Origin of the sequence: Algibacter sp. L4_22 (genome assembly GCF_023473045.1) — a bacterium.
Classification (GTDB): Bacteria; Bacteroidota; Bacteroidia; order Flavobacteriales; family Flavobacteriaceae; genus Algibacter.
Genome location: NZ_JAMCOK010000005.1, coordinates 389,986 through 415,387, shown reverse-complemented (window position 1 = coordinate 415,387; position 25,402 = coordinate 389,986). Strand labels below are relative to the sequence as shown.

The 25,402-nt window shown below is 30.5% G+C and carries 28 protein-coding genes; 18 read left to right on the top strand and 10 right to left on the bottom strand.

Features of this window, described 5'->3' with window-relative positions; translation table 11 throughout:
• Positions 1 to 23: 23 nt before the first annotated feature.
• Positions 24 to 1,154, bottom strand: a complete 1,131-nt coding sequence (tgt, locus tag M4I23_RS15205) for a tRNA guanosine(34) transglycosylase Tgt (RefSeq protein WP_158848902.1) — start codon at positions 1,152 to 1,154, stop codon at positions 24 to 26.
• Between the two features lie 124 nt (positions 1,155 to 1,278).
• Here tgt and M4I23_RS15200 point away from each other — a divergent pair, with 124 nt between their 5' ends.
• Positions 1,279 to 1,863, top strand: coding sequence for an outer membrane beta-barrel protein (locus M4I23_RS15200; protein ID WP_158848900.1), 585 nt, complete (start codon positions 1,279 to 1,281; stop codon positions 1,861 to 1,863).
• A 71-nt stretch (positions 1,864 to 1,934) separates the two neighbouring features.
• Here the strand turns inward: M4I23_RS15200 and M4I23_RS15195 are convergent, their stop codons facing one another.
• From M4I23_RS15195 to M4I23_RS15170, 6 genes are all read right to left on the bottom strand, one after another.
• Complete coding sequence (locus M4I23_RS15195) at positions 1,935 to 2,807, bottom strand: anti-sigma factor (RefSeq protein ID WP_249754979.1); 873 nt, start codon at positions 2,805 to 2,807, stop codon at positions 1,935 to 1,937.
• A gap of 76 nt (positions 2,808 to 2,883) precedes the next feature.
• The gene (locus tag M4I23_RS15190; RefSeq protein WP_158848896.1) at positions 2,884 to 3,555 is read right to left on the bottom strand and encodes a Crp/Fnr family transcriptional regulator; all 672 of its coding nucleotides are present in this window, start codon (positions 3,553 to 3,555) and stop codon (positions 2,884 to 2,886) included.
• Between the two features lie 117 nt (positions 3,556 to 3,672).
• Positions 3,673 to 4,104 (bottom strand): DUF5606 domain-containing protein, encoded by a 432-nt coding sequence (locus M4I23_RS15185; RefSeq protein ID WP_249754978.1) that lies wholly within the window; start codon positions 4,102 to 4,104, stop codon positions 3,673 to 3,675.
• 54 nt (positions 4,105 to 4,158) lie between these two features.
• Positions 4,159 to 4,749, bottom strand: coding sequence for a peptide deformylase (gene def / locus M4I23_RS15180; protein WP_158848892.1), 591 nt, complete (start codon positions 4,747 to 4,749; stop codon positions 4,159 to 4,161).
• 141 nt (positions 4,750 to 4,890) lie between these two features.
• Entirely contained in the window at positions 4,891 to 5,301 is a 411-nt protein-coding gene (gene ruvX / locus M4I23_RS15175) for a Holliday junction resolvase RuvX (RefSeq protein WP_158848890.1), read from the bottom strand.
• Between the two features lie 110 nt (positions 5,302 to 5,411).
• Complete coding sequence (locus tag M4I23_RS15170) at positions 5,412 to 5,711, bottom strand: hypothetical protein (protein ID WP_249754977.1); 300 nt, start codon at positions 5,709 to 5,711, stop codon at positions 5,412 to 5,414.
• A gap of 329 nt (positions 5,712 to 6,040) precedes the next feature.
• On the opposite strand from M4I23_RS15170, the gene M4I23_RS15165 reads away from it, so the two are divergent.
• From M4I23_RS15165 to M4I23_RS15140, 6 genes are all read left to right on the top strand, one after another.
• On the top strand, positions 6,041 to 6,856 hold the full coding sequence (locus M4I23_RS15165; protein WP_158848886.1) for a 2,3,4,5-tetrahydropyridine-2,6-dicarboxylate N-succinyltransferase: 816 nt from the start codon (positions 6,041 to 6,043) through the stop codon (positions 6,854 to 6,856).
• Between the two features lie 62 nt (positions 6,857 to 6,918).
• Positions 6,919 to 7,914 carry a Stealth CR1 domain-containing protein gene (locus tag M4I23_RS15160; protein ID WP_249754976.1) on the top strand — a complete coding sequence of 332 codons (996 nt, stop codon included), beginning with the start codon at positions 6,919 to 6,921 and terminating at the stop codon, positions 7,912 to 7,914.
• Between the two features lie 168 nt (positions 7,915 to 8,082).
• A complete protein-coding gene (locus tag M4I23_RS15155) occupies positions 8,083 to 8,997 on the top strand; it encodes an ATP-grasp fold amidoligase family protein (RefSeq protein ID WP_249754975.1) in 915 nt (304 codons plus the stop codon).
• A gap of 37 nt (positions 8,998 to 9,034) precedes the next feature.
• Complete coding sequence (locus tag M4I23_RS15150; RefSeq protein WP_249754974.1) at positions 9,035 to 9,979, top strand: Stealth CR1 domain-containing protein; 945 nt, start codon at positions 9,035 to 9,037, stop codon at positions 9,977 to 9,979.
• A 63-nt stretch (positions 9,980 to 10,042) separates the two neighbouring features.
• On the top strand, positions 10,043 to 11,116 hold the full coding sequence (locus tag M4I23_RS15145) for a CDP-glycerol glycerophosphotransferase (RefSeq protein ID WP_158848880.1): 1,074 nt from the start codon (positions 10,043 to 10,045) through the stop codon (positions 11,114 to 11,116).
• Between the two features lie 17 nt (positions 11,117 to 11,133).
• Positions 11,134 to 11,904, top strand: coding sequence for a glycosyltransferase family 2 protein (locus M4I23_RS15140; protein WP_158848878.1), 771 nt, complete (start codon positions 11,134 to 11,136; stop codon positions 11,902 to 11,904).
• On the opposite strand, the gene M4I23_RS15135 is transcribed toward M4I23_RS15140, so the two are convergent.
• Complete coding sequence (locus M4I23_RS15135) at positions 11,893 to 12,645, bottom strand: lipopolysaccharide kinase InaA family protein (protein WP_158848876.1); 753 nt, start codon at positions 12,643 to 12,645, stop codon at positions 11,893 to 11,895. The two genes, M4I23_RS15140 and M4I23_RS15135, sit on opposite strands and share 12 nt — an antisense overlap.
• A gap of 78 nt (positions 12,646 to 12,723) precedes the next feature.
• On the opposite strand from M4I23_RS15135, the gene M4I23_RS15130 reads away from it, so the two are divergent.
• From M4I23_RS15130 to xdhC, 11 genes are all read left to right on the top strand, one after another.
• Complete coding sequence (locus M4I23_RS15130; protein WP_249754973.1) at positions 12,724 to 13,284, top strand: L-threonylcarbamoyladenylate synthase; 561 nt, start codon at positions 12,724 to 12,726, stop codon at positions 13,282 to 13,284.
• A 116-nt stretch (positions 13,285 to 13,400) separates the two neighbouring features.
• A complete protein-coding gene (locus tag M4I23_RS15125) occupies positions 13,401 to 14,810 on the top strand; it encodes a CCA tRNA nucleotidyltransferase (RefSeq protein ID WP_158848864.1) in 1,410 nt (469 codons plus the stop codon).
• Between the two features lie 70 nt (positions 14,811 to 14,880).
• A complete protein-coding gene (locus M4I23_RS15120; protein WP_249754972.1) occupies positions 14,881 to 15,894 on the top strand; it encodes a COX15/CtaA family protein in 1,014 nt (337 codons plus the stop codon).
• Between the two features lie 38 nt (positions 15,895 to 15,932).
• Positions 15,933 to 16,448: a hypothetical protein gene (locus tag M4I23_RS15115; RefSeq protein WP_158848860.1), complete on the top strand. Its 516-nt coding sequence runs from the start codon at positions 15,933 to 15,935 to the stop codon at positions 16,446 to 16,448.
• A gap of 84 nt (positions 16,449 to 16,532) precedes the next feature.
• Positions 16,533 to 16,943: a hypothetical protein gene (locus M4I23_RS15110; RefSeq protein WP_158848858.1), complete on the top strand. Its 411-nt coding sequence runs from the start codon at positions 16,533 to 16,535 to the stop codon at positions 16,941 to 16,943.
• A 267-nt stretch (positions 16,944 to 17,210) separates the two neighbouring features.
• On the top strand, positions 17,211 to 18,683 hold the full coding sequence (locus M4I23_RS15105; RefSeq protein WP_249754971.1) for a potassium/proton antiporter: 1,473 nt from the start codon (positions 17,211 to 17,213) through the stop codon (positions 18,681 to 18,683).
• A 486-nt stretch (positions 18,684 to 19,169) separates the two neighbouring features.
• Positions 19,170 to 19,652 (top strand): hypothetical protein, encoded by a 483-nt coding sequence (locus M4I23_RS15100; protein WP_249754970.1) that lies wholly within the window; start codon positions 19,170 to 19,172, stop codon positions 19,650 to 19,652.
• A gap of 275 nt (positions 19,653 to 19,927) precedes the next feature.
• A complete protein-coding gene (locus tag M4I23_RS15095) occupies positions 19,928 to 20,350 on the top strand; it encodes a T9SS type A sorting domain-containing protein (RefSeq protein ID WP_158848852.1) in 423 nt (140 codons plus the stop codon).
• A 398-nt stretch (positions 20,351 to 20,748) separates the two neighbouring features.
• Positions 20,749 to 21,990 carry a sodium:proton antiporter gene (locus tag M4I23_RS15090; protein ID WP_158848850.1) on the top strand — a complete coding sequence of 414 codons (1,242 nt, stop codon included), beginning with the start codon at positions 20,749 to 20,751 and terminating at the stop codon, positions 21,988 to 21,990.
• A gap of 259 nt (positions 21,991 to 22,249) precedes the next feature.
• Complete coding sequence (gene cysK, locus M4I23_RS15085) at positions 22,250 to 23,164, top strand: cysteine synthase A (RefSeq protein WP_249754969.1); 915 nt, start codon at positions 22,250 to 22,252, stop codon at positions 23,162 to 23,164.
• Positions 23,165 to 23,528: 364 nt separating this feature from the next.
• Complete coding sequence (gene xdhC, locus M4I23_RS15080; protein WP_249754968.1) at positions 23,529 to 24,299, top strand: xanthine dehydrogenase accessory protein XdhC; 771 nt, start codon at positions 23,529 to 23,531, stop codon at positions 24,297 to 24,299.
• A gap of 23 nt (positions 24,300 to 24,322) precedes the next feature.
• On the opposite strand, the gene M4I23_RS15075 is transcribed toward xdhC, so the two are convergent.
• A complete protein-coding gene (locus tag M4I23_RS15075) occupies positions 24,323 to 24,733 on the bottom strand; it encodes a hypothetical protein (RefSeq protein WP_199269851.1) in 411 nt (136 codons plus the stop codon).
• Between the two features lie 85 nt (positions 24,734 to 24,818).
• Positions 24,819 to 25,394: a GNAT family N-acetyltransferase gene (locus M4I23_RS15070; protein ID WP_249754967.1), complete on the bottom strand. Its 576-nt coding sequence runs from the start codon at positions 25,392 to 25,394 to the stop codon at positions 24,819 to 24,821.
• Positions 25,395 to 25,402 lie beyond the last annotated feature (8 nt).

Below are 25,402 nucleotides of genomic sequence, written 5' to 3'. Positions count from 1 at the left end.
GATGTTTCAATATTTTTACCCGTTTAAAGTCGATTATCCATTTGCTTAACCATTTGGTTTTTCCAAACATTGAAATCGCCTGCTAATATATGTTTTCTAGCTTCACGAACCAACCACATATAAAAACCTAAATTATGTATGGTTGCTATTTGCTTACCCAACAACTCGTTAACAGTAAATAAATGACGTAAATAAGCTTTACTATATTCCGTATCAACAAAAGTTATTCCCATCTCATCGATTGCAGAAAAATCTTCTGCCCATTTTAAATTTTTAATATTTATAGAGCCATGTGCTGTAAACAGCATACCATTTCTTGCATTTCGAGTTGGCATAACGCAGTCAAACATATCTACACCTAACGCAATATTTTCTAAAATATTGATTGGTGTTCCAACTCCCATTAAATATCTTGGCTTTTCTTCCGGTAAAATAGAACAAACTACATCTGTCATGGCATACATTTCTTCGGCTGGTTCACCAACGGATAAACCTCCTATTGCATTTCCAACAGCTCCCGAATTAGCAATATATTCAGCCGATTGTTTTCTAAGGTCTTTATAAGTACTTCCTTGTACAATAGGGAAAAAGGCTTGATTATAATCGTATTTTAATGGTGTTTTTTCTAGGTGATTAATACAACGATCTAACCAACGATGCGTCATATGCATAGAACGTTTCGCATAATTATAATCACAAGGGTATGGTGTACATTCATCGAAAGCCATAATAATATCGGCTCCAATAGTACGTTGAATTTCCATAACACTCTCTGGCGTAAATGTGTGATAACTACCATCAATATGCGATTTAAACTTCACACCTTCTTCTTTTATCTTTCTATTTGCCGAAAGCGAATACACTTGATACCCACCAGAATCGGTTAAAATATTTCGATCCCAATTCATAAATTTATGAAGCCCACCTGCTTTCTCTAGCACATGTGTTTGTGGTCTTAAATATAAATGATAAGTATTTCCTAAAATAATATCGGGATTAATATCATTCTTTAACTCCCTTTGATGTACTCCTTTAACCGTACCAACAGTTCCCACAGGCATAAAAATTGGTGTTTCAATTACACCATGATCTGTAGTTAATTTTCCTGCTCTAGCTTTGCTTTGTGGGTCTTTTGCGTTTAATTCGAATTTCATCTATATATTTGTATCAGTTGGCAAAGATAATTAACTAAAATCCGAAAGCAATATTTAAAAAAAGGAAATAATTTAACTTTGGCAACGTTTTTGTTATTATAACTGAAATCTTAAAACGAACATTATGAAAAATTTATTTTTAATTTTAGTAGTTGCAATTGTTGTCCCATCAGCAGCTTTTGCCCAAACAGCAAGTGGTATAGGTATTAAAGGAGGTTTAAATTACAATGCCAATGGTAAGTATGTAGAATCTATAACCGAAAACTCTAAAAACCCAGATAGAAATGTTGGTTACCATATTGGTCTATTTGGGAAAATTGGTGACAAATTATATTTAAGACCAGAAATTGTTTATACCAAAACAAAAAGTGATTACGACGATGATAGTTTTGAAATGCAAAAACTTGATGCTCCAATTTTAGTTGGCTTAAAAATTTTAGGTCCTGTTAGCGTATTTGCTGGTCCATCATTTCAATATATTTTAGATACCGAATTCGAAGGTGTTACTATTGAGGATATTAAAGAGGATTTTTCAGTAGGGCTTAACTTTGGAGTTGGTCTTAACTTTAAAAAAGTTGGTATCGATTTAAGATACGAACGTGGATTTAGCAAAAATGAAGGTACATTTATTGGTAATAATGGTATAAATAGTGGCCGCTTAGATACAAGGCCAGATCAACTTATTTTAAGTTTAGCAATCATTTTATAATAGAAAACACATAAAAAAAAGTCCTAGTAAATTAATTTACTAGGACTTTTTTTTGTGATAATTTATTTTATTTATCTCGTAGCTGTACCAGACAAACTAACCACAGGACCGGCTCCCATACTAATTACCGTGTGGTTCATAGCATCTGCAGGAACTTCATGAGCCAAAGGCTTTAATGTGAAAGGTGCAGCGCTATTATCAGGACTTGGTTCTACAGAAATTACAACTGTTTTTCCTTTTAAATCTGTTGGAAAAGTTAATCCCGAAGGTGCATTTTGAAGAAAATCTTCTCCTGGATAACCAGGACCATCACCTGCATCTCCCTTAAAAACTGTAGTTGCAGCATTATCATCTGCAGCATTTGGATCTGTAAACGTACCGGTACTTACTGGAGTACCATCGAATACAACCCAACCTTCATATACCCATCCGTCAGATAATGTTGGTAAATCTAAACCTTTTATCGCAGGATCAACAGAATTATCTAAAAACCAAATTCCACTAGCTTCGTTAGTATCATCGTTATCCGTTGGTGTAGCCAAAATATACTCTCCAGTAGAAGAAGATAAATCTGCAACAATATTATTTGAATTTACACTTGCTGAGCTACCAGAAAAATCTCCTGCTAAAATTTTTGTTGCAGCTGGAGCTGGATCAGAATCTACTGCTGGTTCAATAGATAATACAAATGTTGATGCACTTGCCAATTGATCTGCATCTACAGAAAAAGATTGTGGAAAATCTACTGATGAAAATGTTCCTGTTGAAACAGGTGAGCCATCTACAATTACCCATCCTTCGTAAACAAAATCGTTACCAAGAGCCTCTAAGCCGGTAAGATCAATTGTTAAATCTGCTGTTTTTGGTGCGCTGTCATCATCGCTATCACATGAAGTTGTTAAAACTCCTATTGCTAGCATTGCTAAAATTGTGTTCTTAATCATTTTATTTTTTTTTAGTGATTGTTTTATACTTCAAAGGTATCTCACTAAAAACATATAAAATGTTAGCCAACTAACATTAGGCACTTTTTTTATAAATTCTTATTTCTTTTCGCTTAAATTCTAATATTTTTTCTTCTCTTAATTCATTCAAAAGAATATTTAAAGTTGGTCTAGACGTACCAATTAAAGATGCAATATCTTTTTGAGTATATGGATGGTTTACCACGCGATCACCAGTTTGATCACAATCGTACCCATAATCGGTGCACAATTCATGTAAAAACTCTAGAAGCCTTGTTTTTGCATCTTTAAAAAGAAGTAACTGTAAACGGCGTTCAAGTTTTTTTAATTTAAAACCTATTACTTTATAAACTTTAAAACTAAATGTTTGATTATCTCTCATTAAATCGTGCATCGTGTCTACACCAACCGGACAAATACTAGTACTGTTATCAACAGATTGCGCAAACTCCTCTCGCGTTTCATCTCCTAATATTGCTGTCTCTCCAAATAGTTCTCCTTTAGTTAAAATAGCTTTAACTACTTCTACTCCATCTTCATTATAATAACCAATCTTTACTTTTCCTTTTTCTATTAAATAGATTTTATTCGCAAAGTCTTTTTCAAAATAAATATAATCCTGTTTTTTATATGCATCAAAACTGTGATCCTTTTTGTAATTTTTAAACTTATGCGGACAAAGTACTTTAAAAAGATTTACGTCGTCGAAAAACCAAAGTGAATTCATATAATAACAAATTAATTAACTAATTAATAGACGCAAAAGCGCCATAATCCTTACAATATAATCAAAAAAAGCCTCCAAAATTGGAGGCTTTAATATCTATTTTAAATATGCGAGTATTTATTCTTCTTCATCTGCAGCTTTGCTTTCTGCAACTTCGGCTTCTAAATCATCAAGAAAATTATTTTTCACTAACAAATTATACCATTGTAATACTTTTTTTATATCGCTTGGGTATACTCGATCTTCATCATAATCTGGCAAAACATCAAAAAAGTACTCTTCTAGTTTATCTTTACCATCTTTTGGCTTAACTGAGCTTTCTTGTCCGTTTTCCTTATTTTTTATATTTAACAAAACTTGTTTCAACGGAACTTCTTCTGTTAAGGTATAAATAGCTATTTCACTTAAAACGCTAACATTTTGACGCACATTAACAGTAATTCGCTTTTTATCGATTAACGATTCTGCAATAAAACCACCTCTGGTTTGCGTTACTAAATTGTACAAACCTGGTTTCCCTGCTATTGATAGAACTTTATCTAAACTCATAAATTATTTTTTGAAAGTGGCAAATATCAAATGTTTATTGATGTCTTGCAAATATTATCGTTTCTTTTTTTGATCTGGGAAGCTCATTCTGTAATCTACTTTTATCTTCCCTTTTGAAATGTTTGAAAGTCTTCCTTTTATTAAACGTTTTTTTAAGCTAGATAGTTTATCTGTAAATAAAACACCTTGAATATGATCGTATTCGTGTTGAATTACTCTAGCAACTAAACCATCAAACGTTTCGGTATGCGATTTAAAGTTTTCATCTAAATACTCAATAGTAATCGTTGGTTTTCTAAAAACATCTTCACGAACATCTGGAATACTCAAACAACCTTCGTTAAAAGCCCACTCTTCTCCTTCTTCATTAGTAATTTCCGCATTTATAAAAACGCGTTTAAATCCATCTAAACTTTTTTGCTCCTCTTCTGTTAATTCTTCATCTTCAGAAAATGGCGTAGTATCTACTAAAAACATACGGATTGGCAAACCTATTTGCGGCGCTGCAAGACCAACTCCATAGGCATTGTACATGGTTTCGAACATATTATCTACAAGAGCATCCAGTTTTGGATAATCTTCAGTAATTTCGGTGGCTTTTCTTTTTAAAACGGGGTCGCCGTATGCTACAATAGGTAAAATCATTCTATATTCTTTGTTAATATTTGCAAAAGTACAATTCTATAAATTTATTGCGAACTTTTTGCTTAGAAATAACATTTTTTAACACTGATAAAACCTATTTAAAGGTGAATATTTAGCTTTAAATTAAACTATAATTACGCATTACTGAGAATACAGATAACTTTGTAAAATAAGAGTAGCACTAATTTCATCTACCAAAGCTTTATTTTTTCTTTGGTTCTTTTTCAATCCGCTATCAATCATGGTTTGAAAAGCCATTTTAGAAGTAAAGCGCTCATCGACACGTTTTATAGGAATATTAGGAAATTGCTTTTCTAATTTTTTTAAAAACGGAAGAATAAAAGCTTCACTTTCTGAAGCCGTATTATCCATTTGCTTAGGCTCGCCCACCAAAAACAATTCAACCTTCTCTTTAGATAAATACGTTTTTAAAAAATTAAGAATATCTTTAGTATTAACGGTGGTGAGCCCAGAGGCAATTATCTGTAATTCATCGGTAATTGCAACTCCCGTGCGTTTCGTGCCATAATCTATTGCTAAAATGCGTGCCATAAATAAATTTTGTACAAAAATAACTTATTAAACTTATTGAAACTGTTTAAAAACAAAAAAGGCTATCTTTTCAGATAACCTTTTTTAATATAAAAAATTTATGTTTTGATTTAAGCTTTTACTCTTTTTTCCATAGATGGAAACATTAAACCAATATTACTAATATTTCTTTCTCTATTTAAATAACTTCTAATATCACTAGTAGTTCTTGCCATGATAGCTTGAAACTCTTCATTATCAATTAATAAATTATCTTCTTCAACAGTCTCAACTATATCTTGCTTAGTATTGTTTTCAACAGAACTTATTTCACTAGTTTCTATAACTAATTTCTCGTTTTTTTCGCTTTGTGCGTTTCCAAGAGAAACTGTAAGTAATAAAATTAAAAGTATTATAAAATTTGTTTTCATATCTGTTGTAATCGTTTGATGGTGCAAATATATAGTGCAACACAACATTGAAAACAATAAATTAGTTGAATCAACCTAGATCATCGATAAGCCGAAAATGTGTACGTTTTCAACGACGAAACGTCTAAGTGCAAAATATTGACGATTAAAAACATTGTAACGAGTGCTTTTTCGACAATAAGTCAATTCAAAAAGATAAAATACATGATTAAACGATGAAACTGAACTAATTCTAATCGATGAATAGCATTTAAACATGAATATTATATTTTAATACTTACTCTATTTTAATCGATACCTATTATATTTGCGAAAAATAAAAATACACAATGACACAATTACAAGAGATAATAGAACAAGCTTGGGAAAATAGAGACCTATTAAATGAAGAGGCAACTACAACAGCCATTAGAAAAGTTGTTGATTTATTAGATGCCGGTGAATTGCGAGTTGCAGAGCCTGTTGAAGGTGGGTGGCAAGTTAACGAATGGGTTAAAAAAGCCGTGGTTTTATATTTCCCAATTCAAAAAATGGAAACTATAGAATGTGGACCATTAGAATTTCATGATAAAATCCCTTTAAAAACAGGATATGCTGCAAAAGGCATTCGTGTAGTACCTCATGCTGTTGCTCGTCATGGTGCTTATATTTCTGCTGGAACTATATTAATGCCAAGTTACGTAAATATTGGCGCATATGTAGATGAAGGAACTATGGTAGATACTTGGGCAACTGTTGGCAGCTGTGCGCAAATTGGTAAAAATGTTCATCTTTCTGGTGGTGTTGGTATTGGTGGTGTTTTAGAGCCTTTACAAGCTGCTCCAGTAATTATTGAAGATAACGCCTTTATTGGAAGTCGTTGTATTGTGGTTGAAGGTGTTCGTGTAGAAACCGAAGCTGTTTTAGGAGCTGGAGTTATTTTAACTATGAGCACAAAAATTATTGATGTAACGGGTGATAAACCTGTTGAATATAAAGGTCGAGTTCCTGCTCGTTCGGTAGTAATACCAGGTAGTTATGCAAAAGAATTCCCTGCTGGAACTTACAATGTACCATGTGCTATTATTATTGGTAAACGTAAAGAAAGTACTAACAAGAAAACATCGCTTAACGATGCTCTACGTGAACATAGTGTAGCTGTTTAATTTTTTATATTATTCTCTAAATATCACAATATAGACTCTTATTAAATCTAAAGTCTTATTTTATGAAAGAACAAACTGAAAATATTAAACTTGATGCAATAATTCCATGGGTTAATGGCAATGATAAAAAATGGCAAAAAAAAATCAATGAGCATTTAAAAGTTAAAATAGATTTCAGTATAAAGAAAGAAAGTGCTAGATACAATTCTATTGGAGAAATAGATATTTGTATTAAGTCTATCATAAAATATGCACCTTGTTTTAAAAATATATATTTAATTACCGATGATCAAATACCCGATACTTTTGAAAATTTAAAAGCATTGGGTAAATCATCTGGTACCAATTTGGAAATAATTGATCATACAATTCTATTTCGAGGTTATGAAGAATTTTTACCTTGTTTCAATTCAACTTCAATTATTTCACTCTTACATCGAATTCCTAACCTTTCGGAGCATTACGTCCTTTTTAACGATGATTTTTTCATTATGAAAAAGGCTTCTTTACAAGATTTTTTTATTGATGGTATTCCCATTTTAAGAGGAAGGTGGGAAAAATATTATGAAGACTTAAAAATAAAAGCGTTTTATTATCGTTATCTCTGTTCGGAAAAAGACAAAAAAAGAAGAAAAAAAGGTACTTTAAGAAAATCAATGCAAATTGGTGCTAAATTAGCAAATGATGGCAAAAAAACGTTCTTAAAAAGGTATCACACTCCAGTTTCTATGAGAAAATCTACCCTCACTAATTTTTTCAAAAACAAGAACGAGCTACTTAAAAACAACATTGCCTATAAATTTAGGGACAACAATAACCAATTTATTACCGAAACCCTTGCAAATCATTTAGAGATAAAAAACAACACTTATCACTATGACAAGAAAACTAAATTAACTTATTTTAGATCTTATAAAAACTACTGGGTAGTTAAGTTTAAACTATATGTGTATGATATTAGCAATAATAAATTATTCCTAACATTTCAAAGCTTAGAAATGGCAAATACGAAAACGCAAACATATATTTTAAACTGGTTAAATAAGAAGATAGAATAAGCAAAACCTCAAAAGCAATTACCCTAAAAAAAAGATAAACAACACTTTAAAGCAGAAAACTTAAGCTTTACAAATCTTTTAAAAAATATAACGACGTGGATGTTAGGTAAAACATCTCTTAACAAGAGAAAACAATTTCGCCCTATATTTACCAAAACTATTTCATAAATGATAAAAAAAATACGCAAATTCTATTTAAGAACACTACGAAAGATGCGCTTTTTACCACCAAAATTATACGCGAAATCTCATTATGAATATTTTACTGGTAAAAAATTAAATTTAGAAAATCCAATAGAATTTAATGAAAAAATAGCATGGTATAAAGTATTTTATCGGCCAACTATTTTAACCCAACTAGTAGATAAATATGCTGTAAGAGATTATGTTGAAGAAAAAATAGGAAAGCAATATCTAAACGAACTTTACGCTGTTTACGATAGCCCCGAAGAAATTAAATATAATGAATTGCCTCAACAATTTGTTTTAAAAGCTACACATGCTAGTGGATATAATTTGATTGTCAAAGATAAAAACAAACTTGATAAAGCACTTTCAAATAAATTACTAAAAAAATGGCTTAATATAAACCAGTATTATCGTACTGGGCAAGAATGGGCATATAAAGACGTAAAACCAAGGATAATAGCTGAGAAATTTATCAAAGACGAAAAAAGGGAATCACTAACGGATTATAAATTCTATTGTTTCGATGGTATTGTAAAATTTATGGAAGTACATATTGACAGAGAAGAAAACCTAAAATTAGCTTCATATGACTTAGAATTCAATAAACTTCCATTTAATAAAATGCCTCTTAAAAATAGAATCGAAGGGCCTATTGAAAAACCCGCGACTTTAAATAAAATGATTGAGTTATCTGAAAAATTAGCAAAAAATATTCCTTTTGTGCGTGTAGATTTTTACTCGATACATGACAAGATAATTTTTGGTGAATTGACATTTTATCCATCAGATGCAAGAAGAGACTACGATCCAGAAGAATACAACAAAATTATAGGCGATTACTTTAAATTACCACAACTTAAAAACGGACAAAAGGTTATCACTGAATTTAACTAGCAAATGAAACTTAATATCTCCGCTTTACAAACAAAATATGACAGAAACCAGTTTTAATGATGCCCCTATAGATGCTGTAATTCTTTGGGTTGATGGTAATGATGAAAATCATAAAGAAAAAATTCTCCCATATCTAGAGGATACAAAAAAAGTTAAATCCAAAAAATTTAGAACAAGATTCGATCAAGTTAATGAAATTCAATATACAATTGATTCCATTTTAAAGTACGCTACATATATTAGAAATATACATATAATAACAGATAACCAAACTCCTGATTTTTTAAAAAATAAAGATAGCAATAGTAAATACAACAAAGTTAATATCGTTGACCACAGCATTATATTTAAAGACTTTGAAGAGTATTTACCTGTTTTTAATTGCAGACCTATTGAAACCTGCATGTATAGGATACCTAATTTGGCCGAACATTTTATATATTTGAATGATGATTTCTTTTTAATTAATGAAACAAAACCGAGTGATTTTTTTATAAACGGCAACCCCGTTTTAAGAGGAAAGTGGCTTAAATTTGACAAAGATATTATTTATAAAAAATTTAAAAAACCAAGAACTGGACATAAAAGCATTCAACAAAATGCAGCAAAACTTATAGGTTTTAATAAATATTATAACTTTAAGCATACCCCACATCCGCTTAAAAAATCAACTTTTGAAAATTATTTTAAAGCAAACGAATCTATATTTATAAATAACATAAAGTATAAATTTAGAAATACAAGCCAATTTACTCCTCAAGGATTAGGAAACCACCTAGAGATAAAAAACAATACTTGTATTTTAAAAAACGATCTACAATTAATGTATTTTAGATCGTACAAAAAACATCTAAGGTGGTATAAATTCAAATTAAATAAAAAAAGAAATAATATTTTATTTCTAGGATTACAAAGCCTAGATCTTTGCCCTCCAAAAAAATTAGAATATATCTTGCAATGGTTAGAAAACCGAATGAGATAAAAACAATCTTCCAAAAGCGAAATAAAACCGTTATTTTGGCATAATATATAAAGCAAATAATTAATGCAGTACAAGTTTTTAATATACATATCCTATAGCTACGCTATACCTATAGGTAATCCTTTAGAAGAAGAAATTATTAAAAAAGGCTATACTGTAAAATGGTTTAGCGATTTAGAGGATGGAAAAGTAGCACTACAAAAAAAGCAAAATGTAATTGATACTATTAAAGATGTTGTAAGCTATGAACCTCATATTGTTTTAGCCGCGACTAATGATATTCCTGATTTTATTTCGGGGATTAAAGTTCAGATTTTTCATGGTTTTAATGCACAAAAAAGACCTGAAGCAAAAAACAGTTTTTCTCATTTTAGAATTCGTGGTTTCTTTGATTTATACTGTACACAAGGTCCAACTACAACTATTGGCTTTAAAAAACAGCAAGAACTTTACCCCCATTTTGAAGTTATTGAAACAGGCTGGAGTAAAGTAGACCCATTATTTCCTATTGAAGACAAGAAAAAAGAAAGTATTCCAACTATTATGATTGCTTCTACTTTTACAGAACGTTTAAGTTTAGCACACAATGATTCTGTTTTTAATAAAATAAAATCACTTTCAACTTCTGGGAAATATAATTTTAAGTTGGTTTTACATCCTAAAATGACAAAAGAAATTGTTACGAAATGGAAAACACTAACAGGACCACATTTTACGTTTTACGACACTACAGATTTGGTCCCTTTATTTAAACAAGCCGATATTTTATTTGCAGATACTACATCGGCAATACAAGAATTTTTACTTCAAAAAAAAACTGTGGTGACTTTTAATCACACCTTTAAACACAATTATTTAATTGATATAAACGATGCTAATCTTATTGAAGCGTCTTTCAAAAGAGCTTTAACTTATCCTGCTGATTTAATAAAAAACATTGATACATTTATTAAAGACCTACATCCCTATTTTGATGGAAAATCATCACAACGTGTAATTTCTGCAACAATAGACTTTTTACATAAAGACAAAAAACATCTTAAAAGAAAACCTTTAAATCTTATAAGAAAATATAAAATTAGAAAACGACTAAACTTTTTTACTCTAAAAAGTTATAACAAACCTTTTACTAAATAATTTTAGTAACATTTATTTTGAAAAATCAACAAAAAATATCGGCTCTTATTATCACTTTCAATGAAATAAAACATATTGAAAATGTGATTAAAAACATCGATTTTGTAGATGAAATTATTGTCGTAGATTCTTTTAGTAATGATGGTACTTTTGAAAAACTTAAACAGTTAAACCATGTAAAAACAATTCAACGAGAATTTAAAAATTTTGCAGATCAGCGTAATTTTGCGTTACAACAAGCTTCCAGTAATTGGATTCTATTTATTGATGCAGATGAGCGCATTCCTAAGAAATTAAAAAAGGAAATTCTTAAAGAAATAAAAAATCCAGACGAAACTGTAGGTTTCATGATGAAGCGCCTCTACTTTTTCAAACAAAAAAGAATTCGTTTTAGTGGTTTTCAAACTGATACTACCTATAGGTTGTTTAAAAACGGAAAAGTAAAATATCTTGAAGATAAAATTGTACACGAAATGCCAGAAATTAATGGCAAAAGCAAACTGCTAAAAAACAATATGCTTCATTATTGCTTTAACAGTTCTGCACATTACAAATCCAAAATGGAACGTTATGCAAAGCTGAAAGCATTGGAATGTTTTAATAAAGGAAAAAAAACAAATGCTTATCATTTATATTTAAGGCCTGCTTTTAAGTTTATAACTAATTATATTATTAGGTTAGGTATTTTAGATGGCAAAGAAGGTTTTAAAATCTGTTATTTAAGCGCGTATGGTGTAAACTACCGTTATCGCGAACTTAAAAAACTTTGGAAAAACTCAAAACTTTAACTTCTTTTTCAACTCTTTTTTTCGTTCTAATTTTGCACGAAAATTTTGAACTTCTATCCACATAGCAGTAAAAACCTTATCATAATCTTCATTACTACATTTAGCATATTCATCACTCATTACTTCAACCATTTCTTTGTATTTAGAAAGTCTTGCAAAGTTTTGCATACGTGTATCAAAATCTAAAGTCCCAAAATTCATTCGATTTAAATCTACCAAATAAAAGTCATAATTATCACCATTTTTCTTAATTAAAGTATTTCCTGGAGAATGATCTAAAAACTGAATACCTTTTTCATGTAAACTATATGTAAACCTCGTAAATGCTCTAAGAATGTTATCGTAATCGGGGTAGTTAAAATCATGGAGAAGCTCTCGATAAGTTAAATCACAATCCAATTGCTCACTGATATAAAAACTTTTATTAAATAATAAAGATTTTTTAAATTCGAAGTAAGCTAACGGTTTTGGCGTACCAACATTCATTTCTGTTAACTTCTTAGCATATTCGAATGAGCGTTGCGCCTTACTTTTTCTAAAAAAATTATAAACTATTTGATTTATTACATTAGGAATTTTAAAAGCTTTAATATTCAAATTAACCCCATCAACTTCAACAATTTTAATTATGTTTCTTTTGCCTACGCCGTCTTTTAAATTATCAAAATCATGAACGAGTTTCGTGAGCTTTGTATTGAACTCACTTTCTGAACTTTTAGTAAATACTTTTATTTCCTTCATTTTATAAAATAAACCAACTTGATATCAATTTGAATTTCTGTTGTAAATTTGCACGACTGCAAATATAAGGTTCAAAATATGAATGAAGAAATAAATAAGGCGATACAAGTATTAAAACAAGGTGGCCTTATACTCTACCCTACCGATACCGTTTGGGGAATTGGCTGCGATGCCACAAACCCAGAAGCGGTAAAAAAAGTATACAAATTAAAGCAACGCGAAGATAGTAAAGCTCTAATTTGCTTGGTTACCGATGATAGAATGCTGAAAAAATACGTTAAAAATATTCCAGAAGCAGCCTTAAGCATAATGGATGTTACAGATAAACCAACCACTATTATTTACGACGACGCACAAAATTTAGCTCCTAATTTAATTGCCGAAGATGGCTCGATTGCTATTAGAATTCCTGACGATGAATTCTGTTATCAACTAAGCCGAAGGTTAAATGGCGCATTAGTTTCTACTTCTGCAAACATTACCGGCTTTCCGACGCCCAAATCCTTTAAAGAAATAGCTCCTAAGGTTTTAAAAGGTGTGGACTATGTTGTAAATTTGCAACGCGAAAAAATATGCGCAAACCCATCGTCTATTATAAAACTGAGTAACAGTGGTGTGGTGAAAATTATACGGAAATAAATTTCAATCACAAGCTCATTAATTATTTAAAAAAATTGATTGTTTACAATACAAAACTATTGGTTTTCGAAAAATTAGAATAAAAACCATTCGCAAATTAGTGGTCATAATATAGTATGAATTATAAAGAAGCATTAACAAACCCAATTTTCAAAATCATCTCACAATCTGCCAAAGAATTAAATTTGGATAGTTACGTGATTGGTGGCTTTGTACGCGATTTTATTTTAAAACGTGGCTCCGCCAAAGATATCGATGTGGTTGCCATTGGCGATGGTATAAAACTAGCTAAACAGGTTGCTAAAAACTTACCAAACAAACCTAAAGTACAGGTGTTTAAAACATACGGAACAGCCATGCTTCGTTATGAAGATATTGAGATTGAATTTGTTGGAGCTCGTAAGGAATCATACACTGAAGACAGCAGAAATCCATCGGTTGAAAATGGTACTTTACAAGATGATCAAAACCGTCGTGATTTCACCATTAACGCCCTTGCTTTAAATTTAAACGACACCAGTTTTGGAGATTTATTAGATCCGTTTGGAGGTGTTGATGATTTGAAAAAACAAATAATCCGTACGCCTTTAAATCCAGACATTACTTACAGTGACGATCCTTTAAGGATGATGCGTGCTATTAGGTTTGCAACACAATTAAATTTTACTATTGAAGAAGAATCTCTTCAATCTATAACTAAAAACAGTGATAGAATAAAAATAATTACCAAAGAACGCATTGTTACCGAATTGAATAAAATTTTAGAAAGCAAAACACCATCTATTGGTTTTTTATTACTCGAAAAAACAAAATTATTGCAATATATTTTACCAGAAATAACTGCTCTAAAAGGGATTGATGAAGTTGAAGGACAACGCCATAAAGACAACTTTTATCATACTTTAGAAGTTGTAGATAATATAGCGAAACACACCAATAATGTTTGGTTACGTTGGGCTGCCCTTTTACACGATATAGGTAAAGCGCCAACCAAGCGCTTTAGTAAAAAAGTGGGGTGGACTTTTCATGCCCATGAATTTGAGGGATCAAAAATGGTTTACCATTTATTTAAAAGGTTAAAAATGCCATTGAATGATAAAATGAAGTTTGTCCAGAAAATGGTATTTATGAGCTCTCGCCCAATTGTGTTAGCCCAAGAAGTTACAGACTCTGCTGTGCGCCGTTTGGTTTTTGATGCCGGAGATTATGTAGAAGATTTAATGACCCTTTGCGAAGCCGACATTACTACAAAAAACCCTAAAAAATTCAATAAATATCATAACAACTTTAAAATTGTTAGAGATAAAATTGTTGAAGTTGAAGAACGAGATCAAGTACGTAATTTTCAACCACCAGTTTCTGGTGAAGAAATTATGAAAGCTTTCAACATGAAACCATCCCGCGAAATTGGAGTTATAAAAGATTTTATAAAAGAAGCTATTCTTGAAGGTGAAATTCCTAATGAATACGATGCTGCTTATCAACTCATGCTAAAAAAAGGTAAAGATTTAGGTTTGAAAAACTAATATTCTCTCCTTTCATAAAAAAATAATAGATATTCAATAAAGTAGGACACGTAATTTTAGGAGTATAAAAATGAAAAAAGACAACAAAGCAGTAATTTATTGGTTATTAACAGGAGGCTTCCTTATTTTTATAATGGTTGTTATTGGAGGCATTACTAGGCTAACCGATTCTGGTTTATCAATTTCTAACTACCGATTAATCACAGGAACCATTCCGCCAATTGGAGATCTAGAATGGCAAGAAGCTTTCGATTTATACAAAAAACACCCTGAATTTAACGCGTATAACAATCATTTCAACATTGAAGATTTTAAAAGCATTTACTTTTGGGAATGGTTGCATCGCGTTATTGGTCGCTCGATTGGAATGGTTTTTATAATTCCGTTTTTATATTTTTTAATACGCAAACAACTCACAAAAAGTACTATAAAAAAATGCTTAGTTTTATTAAGTCTTGGCGCTTTTCAAGGTTTTTTAGGTTGGTACATGGTTAAAAGTGGTTTAATAGATATGCCAGACGTTAGTCATTACAGACTTGCAGCCCATTTAGTTACCGCATTTATAACCTTTGCAGCAACGCTCTGGGTGGCTTTAGATCTCATTTACCCAAATAGAAAACCTGCTAATAAACCCATGCGAAATCTAATTTTTGGAAGCTATGTGGTTATTATTATTCAAATTATATATGGCGCGTTTATCGCAGGTTTAAAAGCCGGTTTACTACACAACCATTGGCCTTTAATGAATGAAGGAGCCTTTATGCATCATACTGTTTATGTTTTAGACCCCTTTTATAAAAACCTTATTGAAAACCCAAGCGGTATTCAATTTGTACATCGCATTTTAGCTTATATTGTCGTGTTTCTAATATTTATCATATGGAAAAAATCTAAAAAAAGCACTTTAACAATACTTCAAAAACAAGGTATTAATTCATTACTAATTTTAGTATTATTACAATTTTTATTGGGTGTCTTAACGTTAATTTATCAAGTTCCGTTATGGTTAGGTGTTGCACATCAAGTGGGTGCATTTTTCTTGCTAACAAGCATAACTTTTACATTACATCGTTTTACCAAATAGTTTAAATAGTATACCTTTACGCATTAAATTTTTCATTGATGATTTACAGATTTAGAGTAATTTTAGATAACGATAAAAAAGACGAAGATGTTTTTCGCGATTTAGAAATTCAAGAGGATGACACCCTAGAGGATTTACATAACATTATTACGCAATCTTTTGGTTTTGATGGTAGTGAAATGGCATCTTTTTACAGAAGTGATGACCAATGGAATCAAGGTGAAGAAATATCTCTTTTCGATTTAAGCGACGATGAATCTGCCCGTTTAATGAACGAAACAGCTATTAACGACGTTGCTTTCGAAATGCAAACGAAGCTTATTTATGTTTATGATTTTTTAAGCATGTGGACTTTTTATGTTGAATTAGCTGAAATTGTAGAAGAGACCGAAGGTTTCGATTACCCAAACTTAATGTTTGTGCAAGGGCAAGTTCCTGATACCGCTCCAGATAAAGTTTTTGAAGCTGATAAAGAAGACGGTTTTGGTGAATTTGATGATGAGTTAGATATTGATGATTATGAAGATCTAGACTTTGATGAACATTGGAATTAATTCAGTAATCAAAAATAAAAATCGAGTTATTTAATAAAGTCATTGCAAGAAAATCACCATTACGCAAGTTCTATAATTAAATCAATGAATACGCTTCTTAAAGGAGAGGTTAAGTTTGTTGAACAAAATAATTTTTGGACTATTAAAGTTGAAGCTCAATGGGGGCGAAAATGGTTATTAACTACCATTAAATCGCAGAAATCGGATTTAAAACCCAATTTCAATTCTTGCTCATTAACTCAAGCTTCTTTTTTAAGTTTCCTTACTAGGAGTGATTCTTTTAATTTTTATGGAGAAAAAAGTAAATACTCCAAATTACTTTTAGAAAGTCCCGAAACAGGGAAATTAATGGCAAGTAAAAACAGTTCTATTGCACTTAATGGAAGCACTTTAATTTTCACTGGGTCTGTCCGTAAAAAAGATGCGACTAGCTTATCTAATATCTTCATATTAATTCAACGTTTACAAGCCAAGATTGATCAATTAAATTTCTAAAATTATAATTCTATAAATAAATTAACAGTACTTGTCCCCCTATTTCTTTTTTTAATCTTTAATTTAGAGCTCTTCAAAATACATCGACTAATAAGTCTCACCTATTAACTGTACGAATTCAATTTATTTACTAATAAATACTCCATTATAAACAACTAATAAACAACAGTAATAGCTATAATATTTTTTGTTAAAACAAATAAAATATTTCGTTGTTTTTATTAATAAAAAACTAATTTTGTCACGTCTTATTAAGACATAAAAATAATGAATCTAACCATTGAAAACATACTATTAGTTGGCTCTCTATTACTTTTTATAAGTATTATTGTGGGTAAAACCTCTTATAAATTTGGAGTTCCAACTTTAATACTTTTTTTAACTATTGGAATGCTTGCAGGTTCTGATGGTATTGGAGGTATACGTTTTGACGATTCTAAAATGGCTCAGTTCGTCGGTATCGTTTCACTTAACTTTATTTTGTTTTCTGGTGGTCTCGATACTAACTGGAAAGCCGTAAAACCCATTCTAAAAGAAGGTCTCGTTTTATCTACCCTTGGTGTTTTACTTACAGCAGTTTCTTTAGGTACATTTGTTTGGTTTGTTACAGACTTTACCATCTTTGAAAGTATGCTTTTAGGTTCCATTGTTTCGTCTACAGATGCAGCTGCTGTGTTTTCTATTTTACGCTCAAAAAACCTAGCCTTAAAAACCAATCTAAGACCTACTTTGGAGTTAGAAAGCGGAAGTAACGACCCTATGGCTTATGTGCTAACACTTACTTTTTTAACATTAGTTATTAATCAAGACCAAAGTATTACGAGAATTATTTTAATGTTTTTGCAACAAATGATTTTAGGAGCCGTAGCTGGTTTCGTTTTCGGAAAGTTGAGCAAAGTAATTATTAATAAAATTAAACTTGGGTTCGAAGGCCTTTACCCCGTTCTAGTTATAGCTTTAATGTTTATAACTTTTTCGGCAACAGATCTTTTTGGAGGAAATGGATTCCTTGCCATTTACATTTGCTCCGTTTATTTAGGCAATCAAGATTTAATACATAAATCTACCATTTTAAAAATGTTCGATGGTATTGCATGGCTCATGCAAATTGTACTATTCCTAACTTTAGGTTTACTTGTTTTTCCTTCGCAAATTATCCCTTATATGGGTATTGGTCTACTTATTTCTGTATTCCTAATTCTCGTGGCGCGACCAATAGGTGTATTTATAAGTTTAATATTTTTTAAAATGAAACTTAGAAGACGCTTTTATATTTCATGGGTTGGCTTGCGTGGTGCAGCTCCTATTGTATTTGCAACCTATCCGCTTTTAGCAGGTATTGACAAAGCAAATATGATTTTTAATATTGTATTCTTTATTTCGGTAACATCCATTTTAATCCAAGGTACAACCTTATCTATTATTGCTAAATGGCTAAATGTTGCATTACCAGAAGAGGTTAAACCTATTGCTGAAAATGATAGGTATATTCTGAATTTACCAAAATCGGAAATGGAAGAAATAACAATAGCACCAGGAAGTTATGCTGTTAAAAAACGAATTATAGACTTACATTTTCCACGTTCGGCTTTTATCGTAATGATTAAGCGAAATAAAAAATTTGTACGCCCAGGAGGTGCTACAATAATTGAGGCCAACGATACATTGGTTCTTTTGTTAGACAATGAAGATAGTTTAAAAGAAGTTAATGAAATACTTTCTAAAACGTCAATAGCTTAGAATGAAAAATTGGAATAACATATTAAAAGTTCTTCTCCTCGTTGCCGTTTATTGTTTTGGCATTTATGTTCCGACAAACACATTACCGAGTTCTAACACACAGACAATTGAACAAAGTAATAATAAAAAAGAACGTTTAACAACTAGCACGAAGGTTCTCTATGCCCATACGCAACAATTTGAAAATTTATTTTCTGATTTAGCTAACTATTCTTTTCCTAATTTTAAACTACCTTATTTCAGTTTTTGGGCGCTTATTTGCTCTAACGATTTACTATTTAATGCCAAGTTTAAACAATCTAAAGATCTCTTAAAAACCATACTGATTAGGCACAGAAAGTCTGATCTAATCTTTCCTTTCCATAATTTTTGGTAATCCTTTTTAATTAGAAACTACGCCATGCGTAGTTAAAATTAAGTTATTGATATGTTGCGGGTTACCGTTTCATACAGAAATTAGTATATCAAATTTTTAAAATTTATAAAATGGAATTAGGAACAACCCTTATAGGAATTATATGCGTTGCAATATGTGCAATGCCATTTGTATTAACAAACAGAAGTAGAAAAAAAATAGTAAAAAACCAATTAATTGCGCTTAAAGATTTAGCTAAACAACATAACTGCGAAATAACCCAACATGATATTTACAGCTATTATGCCATTGGCATAGATGAATTTAATAACTCCATATCCTTTATATCTAAAGATGAAGAGGCGGTTAAGGAGCAATTTATTAACCTCTCTACTATTAGTCGTTGTAAAATAGTTAACATTAGTAAATCAAGAGGTAAAAGTGGAAAACAAATTGATGAACTCTACTTAAAACTTAGCTTTATTGATAAAACCAAACCAGATATTATGCTAGAGTTTTATAATGCTGAAGTAAGTTATCAACTTGGCGAAGAATTACAATCGATAGACAAATGGAATAAAATAATTAATAATTTGTTGAAGGTTAAAGAATAAAAGTATTAACCAAAAATATGTGTAAGCAATAGCGGATGAATTAATGATAAAAATTAATTTCTAAAATCCGCTAATGCTCATGCATAAACTTATGTAGTATAACAAAACAAGAAGAACATACAGATTAATTTCTTACAAAAACAGATTAAAGCACTTCTAAAAAACAGGTAAACGGTAAATAATACCGTTAAAAAAACTTATTTTTATAAAACCAAAGGTCTATTTCGCAAAAATTCAATAAATTTGCTTAAATTATACTACACAAATTTTATTTTATGAGGCAAATTTACATTTTAACGATTATTATATTCTTTAATTTCCTCAATCTAGACGCACAAACATCCAACGTTGTAACTGGACAGGAAAGTTCATCTAGCGTTTTGCTTAAAAAGAAAGACGGAACTACTGAAGGCCATAAAGCCGATAATATTTCAGAATCTAACTCTTCTGCTCTTTCTCTTCAAAATAATTTAACTGCTAAAAAAGGTATAAATATATCTCCAAACCCTTCAACTCACTTTATTCAAATCTCAGGATTAAATAAAATTGAACAATATCGCATTTATAATATTTTAGGAAAGCAAGTAGCAAAAGGTCTCATTGCAGAAAATGAAACCATTAATATTCAAAACCTAAAAAATGGCTTGTACTTATTGAAAATTAATAACGTTTCTTCTAAAAAGTTTTTAAAAGAATAAGTAATAATATATCCGATTTTAAAATAGGCTAATAATTTGTTATAGCCTAATGTGAAAACGTATTCTACTAAATATAAAGCCAATATAAGCTAAAGAAAAAAATGTTTTTTTTCATCTAAAATAATCCCATTTAAAATACACGAGTATCTTCAATAGCTGGCATAATACTAATTATTATTCTAATGACTATAGATTGCACTATATTTTACTCTAAGTTATAAAAACGAGTAAACATTCTGTATTATAATACAAATTGTTATAGCCAAAATATTTAATTACGGTTAGTATTCGTCCTCAAACTTTAGATCTTAAAAATAACTATTATAGTTTTTCATAATATGAAATTAATGATAGTTAAAAGATATAAATTTTTAATTTAGCAATAAATTTATTTTCCTATGGATTATTTTGTAATTGTTTCTGTACTAGTACTTATATCTGCCATTTTTGGTTATATAAACGTGCGTTTTTTAAAAATGCCTAACACTATTGGCTTAATGTTAATCACCATTGTATTTACACTTGCTGTGTTTGCACTAAGCTATTTTGACGATACCCTGTTAAATGCAGAACTCTTTATAATTACACAAATCGATTTTAAGTCCGTGCTATTAGATGTAATGTTGAGCTTTTTACTTTTTGCTGGAGCCTTGCACACTAATTTTGAACAGCTTAAAATACAACGTTGGCCAGTTTTAGCATTTGCGACATTTGGTGTTTTAATCTCAACATTTTTGGTTGGTTTAATGATGTTTTATGCATTGCCAATTGTTGGATTACATGTAGATTTTGTGTACTGCTTATTATTTGGAGCCTTAATATCACCTACAGATCCTATTGCTGTTCTTGGAATATTAAAAAAAGCTGGAGCACCAAAAATGCTAGAAACCAAGATAGTAGGAGAATCTTTATTTAACGATGGTGTTGGTGTTGTAATATTTTTAACCATTTATAAAATAGCGAACTTAGGAATTGAAAATGTTACTACTTTAGAGGTTATAGAATTATTTGGATTAGAAGTTATTGGCGGCATCGCTTTAGGTTTAATTTTAGGATGGATTACTTATAGATTAATGAAATCTATAGACGATTATGATATTGAAGTTATTATCACATTAGCAGCAGTAATGGCAGGAACAGTTTTAGCACAAAAACTACATATTTCGGCACCTTTAGCAATGGTTACAGCAGGGTTAGTGGTAGGTAATGATACTGTAAGAGATAATGCTATGTCTGAAACCACCGAAATCTATGTGGATAAGTTTTGGGAGCTAATCGATATTCTTTTAAATACCATCCTATTCGTTTTGATAGGAATGGAAATGCTTGTGTTAACTTTTAAAATGGAATATTTAATTGCTGGCTTAATAGCAATACCTTTAATCTTATTGTGCAGATATATTTCATTATTAATACCTATAAAATTCTTTGAGAGGAAATTAGACTTTGTACCAAAAACTAATTTAATTATGACTTGGGGAGGGTTGCGTGGCGGAATTTCTATTGCACTAGCTTTAGGTCTTACTCAAGTTATGGAACGTGATTTGTTTTTAGTAATTACCTATGTAGTCGTTGTCTTTTCAATATTATTCCAAGGAATGACGGTTGGTAAGCTGATTAAAAAATTAGCTGTCAAATAACTTTTATCCAAAACTAAATAATTCTTTTAACTTAAATAATTTCATTTAAACTAGACTTAAGCACCTCTTTTTGCTTATAGTTTTTAAGATGAATAAATAAATTTTAGAATAGGAAAAGGCTATTAAGAAATAGCCGATATATAATAATTACTACATAAAATTCATTAATTTTATACACCTGAAAATTGCGGTTTTAAAACTCACAATTTTTTGCGTTATACTCCATTAAAAACCATTAAACATAAAAGATTTAAACAATATGAAAATCAATAATATTTTAGAAGGTATTGGTAACACTCCAGTAGTTAAATTGAGTAAATTATTTCCAAATGCAAATGTTTGGATGAAACTTGAAAAATCTAATCCAGGAGGAAGTATAAAAGACAGAATTGCATTATCGATGATTGAGGATGCGGAAAAAAGAAATATTTTAACTAAAGATACCGAAATTATTGAGCCTACATCTGGAAACACAGGTATTGGCTTAGCCATGGTGGCAGCAGTTAAAAATTATAAACTCACGCTAGTTATGCCAGAATCTATGTCTGTAGAGCGCAGAGCTCTAATGGCAGCTTACGGAGCTAATCTTGTACTAACTCCTAAAGAATTAGGATTAAAAGGTACTATTGCAAAAGCTACAGAATTAGTTGAAAACAATAAAAATGCGTGGATGCCGTCGCAATTTACAAACCAAGCCAACCCAGAGATACATAGAAAAACAACTGCATTAGAAATCGCAGCCGATTTTCCTGAAGGCATAGATTATTTAATTACAGGTGTTGGTACAGGTGGTCATATCACCGGTATGTCTGAAGTTTTAAAGGAAAAATTCTCGAATTTAAAAGTGTTTGCTGTAGAACCAAATGATTCTCCAATAATTTCCGGAGGAGAACCAGGGCCACACGCTTTACAAGGTATCGGACCAGGTTTTTTCCCCGAAGTATTCAACACCGACTCAATTGATGGAGCCATTAAAGTTACAAAAGAAGAAGCATTTACCGAAGTTCAAAATATCGCAAAAACCGAAGGGATTTTAGTTGGTATTTCTACAGGAGCATCTTTGGCCGCTGTTAGAAAACAGTTAGAAACTATAGATGGTGAAAAAACGATATTAACTATGAATTATGATACCGGAGAACGCTACCTTTCTATTGATGGCCTTTTTAAAGAGTAATTTTAGTTTAATACTAGATTTTGAGTTATAAGACTTAACTTATAATCATAAAAAAAGAAAGCTTTATGAAACATGTTTCATAAAGCTTTCTTTTTTTAATAAACCAATTATTATGGTGCAGCTATTCAATAACTTCACTAAAAGTAACAAATAATTTAAAAAGCCCTTTTTTCAATTCATAATTATGTCAATCTTCAAGAAGATAACGACTAATTCAATCAAAGCTATCATTAAGCTCATTATTTTATCAAGAACACATTTGGTCTTGATTTTTTTTGATAATTTCGTTTAATTCCAAAAATAAATGATAACCGATTGGTTTATAAATAAATTATCTTTCAAAAGTTAGAGATTAAATAATTTTATGCAAAATTGGATTAACCTTTTAGCTAAGTTTAAACAAAAGCAAACACCAGTTGCTTTAATAACTGTTACCAAATGTTTAGGCTCTACTCCGTGCACAATTGGCTCTCGAATGCTAGTCACTAAAAATAAAGAAATTCACGGAACCATAGGAGGCGGAAAACTAGAATTTAACATAATAGATGAAGCTATTATTGCTTTAAAGGAAAACAGAATTATCGAATCCTTTTATACTTTAGGTCCAGAATTTGAACAATGCTGTGGAGGAAAAGTAGAACTTATTATTGAACCCATGAATCTATCACCAGAATTATTTTTATTCGGAGCAGGGCATATTGGTATAGAAATATCTAAGCTGTTAGTCGATACACCTTTTAAGGTAAATCTTTTAGATTCTCGCGATAATTGGTTTTCTAACATAGAATTAGATGAAAGCACTACCATACATCAAACCAATGAAACTAATTTTAAAACCTTTAAAGATGCCATTAAATGGGGGGATAATTGTTATGTTTTGGTTCTAACTCATAATCATAATATCGATTTTGATATTATAACAATGGCTTTACAGAACGAAACCAAATTTCTAGGATTAATAGGTAGCAAAACCAAGAAAGTTCGTTTTAATAATATGCTCATTAATGAAATGAATATTGAAGCAGGCATGAGCAATGTAGTTTGCCCTATAGGTTTAGAAATAGGAGGAAATACGCCTAAAGAAATAGCTATTAGTGTTGTTGCACAGTTACTACAAGTACATTATAAAATGTAAAAAGATCGTGCTATCTATTAATATTAACTAAACAAAGTCTCACTTAAAGCATAATAAATCGCCATAATAGCTGAGAAAATAGCAGATCCCATAAAACGCCATTTCAGTTTAAATCTATTTTGAATAATATAATTTGCTGTAAAAGATATAGGAATATTAACCAAAAATGACCAAAAGGCAATCTCTAAAAGATTAAAACCAATCGTTTCAAACTGGCCAGAAAACAACTTAATAAATAATAAGTGTCTAGCAATCCATAACGGGTTAAAATATGCGATAGCCAAAACAGTTTTGGTTACTGTTGCTTTAATACCTTTTAAAAACTGCGTCTTTTTTACAATCCAATCAAAATAGTTTGGGATTTCAAAAGCATAAAATGTTGCGCCAATCATCATCATTCCTAATATACGATACCAAGAAAATTCATCTAACAATAATGCTGCAATAGAATCTCCGGCGCTATAAATAAGTGCTCCTTTAAGGATATTCTGCTTTTTATAATGTAGTGCGATAAGGCGTTTAGTTTAAATCTGATTGTATTAAGCAATAAATTTCGCTATCCAAAAATTGACCATCATAATAAAAGTTTTCTCTAAAAACAGCTTCTAATCTAAATCCAAATTTAAGTAAAAGCGCTTTAGAGTTTTCATTTTCAAGATTAACGTTTGCTGAAAAACTATGAAGGTTTAAATTTTTAAACCCAAAACCTATTAATATATTTAAAGTTTCAGTCATATAGCCTTTCCCCCAAGAATCTGGATGTAAAATATAACCAATTTCACCTCTTGAATTTTGTTTATCAATATGCGAAATTCCGAAATCACCAATAAGTGTGTTGCTACTTTTTTCTATAATAGCCCAAGTAATTCCTTTGGTATTCTTGAATGCTTTATGATACCCTTCAATTCTCTTTTCTGTATCATCAGTATGTTTTGGGATTGTGGTATCCATATACTTAGAAACCGCTTTGTGGCTTCTAATATTTAAAAGAGTTTCTGCATCACTTTTTTTATAGGCTCTAAAACATAGTCTTTCGCTTTCTAATTTAGGAAATGTTTCAAAAATACGTGTATTGATTTTTGTTTCTATACTCATCTAAACGT

Coding starts and splice junctions, on each gene's coding strand:
- tgt (WP_158848902.1), bottom strand. CDS start 1,154: ATGAAATTCGAATTAAACGCAAAAGACCCACAAAGCAAAGCTAGAGCA.
- M4I23_RS15200 (WP_158848900.1), top strand. CDS start 1,279: ATGAAAAATTTATTTTTAATTTTAGTAGTTGCAATTGTTGTCCCATCA.
- M4I23_RS15195 (WP_249754979.1), bottom strand. CDS start 2,807: ATGATTAAGAACACAATTTTAGCAATGCTAGCAATAGGAGTTTTAACA.
- M4I23_RS15190 (WP_158848896.1), bottom strand. CDS start 3,555: ATGAATTCACTTTGGTTTTTCGACGACGTAAATCTTTTTAAAGTACTT.
- M4I23_RS15185 (WP_249754978.1), bottom strand. CDS start 4,104: ATGAGTTTAGATAAAGTTCTATCAATAGCAGGGAAACCAGGTTTGTAC.
- def (WP_158848892.1), bottom strand. CDS start 4,749: ATGATTTTACCTATTGTAGCATACGGCGACCCCGTTTTAAAAAGAAAA.
- ruvX (WP_158848890.1), bottom strand. CDS start 5,301: ATGGCACGCATTTTAGCAATAGATTATGGCACGAAACGCACGGGAGTT.
- M4I23_RS15170 (WP_249754977.1), bottom strand. CDS start 5,711: ATGAAAACAAATTTTATAATACTTTTAATTTTATTACTTACAGTTTCT.
- M4I23_RS15165 (WP_158848886.1), top strand. CDS start 6,041: ATGACACAATTACAAGAGATAATAGAACAAGCTTGGGAAAATAGAGAC.
- M4I23_RS15160 (WP_249754976.1), top strand. CDS start 6,919: ATGAAAGAACAAACTGAAAATATTAAACTTGATGCAATAATTCCATGG.
- M4I23_RS15155 (WP_249754975.1), top strand. CDS start 8,083: ATGATAAAAAAAATACGCAAATTCTATTTAAGAACACTACGAAAGATG.
- M4I23_RS15150 (WP_249754974.1), top strand. CDS start 9,035: ATGACAGAAACCAGTTTTAATGATGCCCCTATAGATGCTGTAATTCTT.
- M4I23_RS15145 (WP_158848880.1), top strand. CDS start 10,043: ATGCAGTACAAGTTTTTAATATACATATCCTATAGCTACGCTATACCT.
- M4I23_RS15135 (WP_158848876.1), bottom strand. CDS start 12,645: ATGAAGGAAATAAAAGTATTTACTAAAAGTTCAGAAAGTGAGTTCAAT.
- M4I23_RS15130 (WP_249754973.1), top strand. CDS start 12,724: ATGAATGAAGAAATAAATAAGGCGATACAAGTATTAAAACAAGGTGGC.
- M4I23_RS15125 (WP_158848864.1), top strand. CDS start 13,401: ATGAATTATAAAGAAGCATTAACAAACCCAATTTTCAAAATCATCTCA.
- M4I23_RS15120 (WP_249754972.1), top strand. CDS start 14,881: ATGAAAAAAGACAACAAAGCAGTAATTTATTGGTTATTAACAGGAGGC.
- M4I23_RS15115 (WP_158848860.1), top strand. CDS start 15,933: ATGATTTACAGATTTAGAGTAATTTTAGATAACGATAAAAAAGACGAA.
- M4I23_RS15110 (WP_158848858.1), top strand. CDS start 16,533: ATGAATACGCTTCTTAAAGGAGAGGTTAAGTTTGTTGAACAAAATAAT.
- M4I23_RS15105 (WP_249754971.1), top strand. CDS start 17,211: ATGAATCTAACCATTGAAAACATACTATTAGTTGGCTCTCTATTACTT.
- M4I23_RS15100 (WP_249754970.1), top strand. CDS start 19,170: ATGGAATTAGGAACAACCCTTATAGGAATTATATGCGTTGCAATATGT.
- M4I23_RS15095 (WP_158848852.1), top strand. CDS start 19,928: ATGAGGCAAATTTACATTTTAACGATTATTATATTCTTTAATTTCCTC.
- M4I23_RS15090 (WP_158848850.1), top strand. CDS start 20,749: ATGGATTATTTTGTAATTGTTTCTGTACTAGTACTTATATCTGCCATT.
- cysK (WP_249754969.1), top strand. CDS start 22,250: ATGAAAATCAATAATATTTTAGAAGGTATTGGTAACACTCCAGTAGTT.
- xdhC (WP_249754968.1), top strand. CDS start 23,529: ATGCAAAATTGGATTAACCTTTTAGCTAAGTTTAAACAAAAGCAAACA.
- M4I23_RS15070 (WP_249754967.1), bottom strand. CDS start 25,394: ATGAGTATAGAAACAAAAATCAATACACGTATTTTTGAAACATTTCCT.